1 protein-coding gene is annotated in these 624 nt (G+C 44.4%); it reads right to left on the bottom strand.

From position 1 onward, the window contains the following. Positions 1-604, bottom strand: a 604-nt coding sequence (locus ACM2FC_RS23590) for an AMP-binding protein (protein ID WP_498483468.1), incomplete at its 3' end; no start/stop codon positions are given. Positions 605-624: the final 20 nt, after the last annotated feature.

Below are 624 nucleotides of genomic sequence, written 5' to 3' on the forward strand. Positions count from 1 at the left end.
CTGGACGGTTTAAATACCCTCTCGCTAAGCCTGCCCCCCCAATGTAAAGCTCACCAGGGACCCCTATCGGGACGAGGTGGAATGGTTCATTCAGCACATACAGCTTTGTATTCACCAGAGGACCGCCAATATTAATAGCGGACTCCCCTAAGCGATAAAGATAAGCACTTGCACATACCGTTGATTCGGTAGGTCCATAAGCATTGAATACTTGACAGCTCGAGGGGATAAGGCTGAAACATGCCTCTGACGGTGATTCTCCCGCTAGTATTAGCCTTTTAAGACTAAAAAGATCTTGCCTTTGCATCTGTGCAACCAATGCCGGTGGAAGCGTTGCTATTTCTATATTATTTGTGATCAGCAATTCCGACAACGATGAGAGTTCTTGACGTTGTACCTCATTGCAGATAAATACTTGGTGACCATTAAGTAAGCTAGCAAACATCTCAAATGTGCTGGCGTCAAATACATAAGAGGCATAAGCTAACGCTAATGATATTTTTTCTACATCAAATTTCTGCTTTTGTGCTTCAACCAAATTGCAAACGCTTTGATGCGTAATCATCACTCCTTTAGGCTGCCCTGTCGTCCCCGACGTATACATCACATACGCCAAGTCTGAAG

It is taken from the genome of Vibrio sp. A37 (assembly GCF_059777565.1).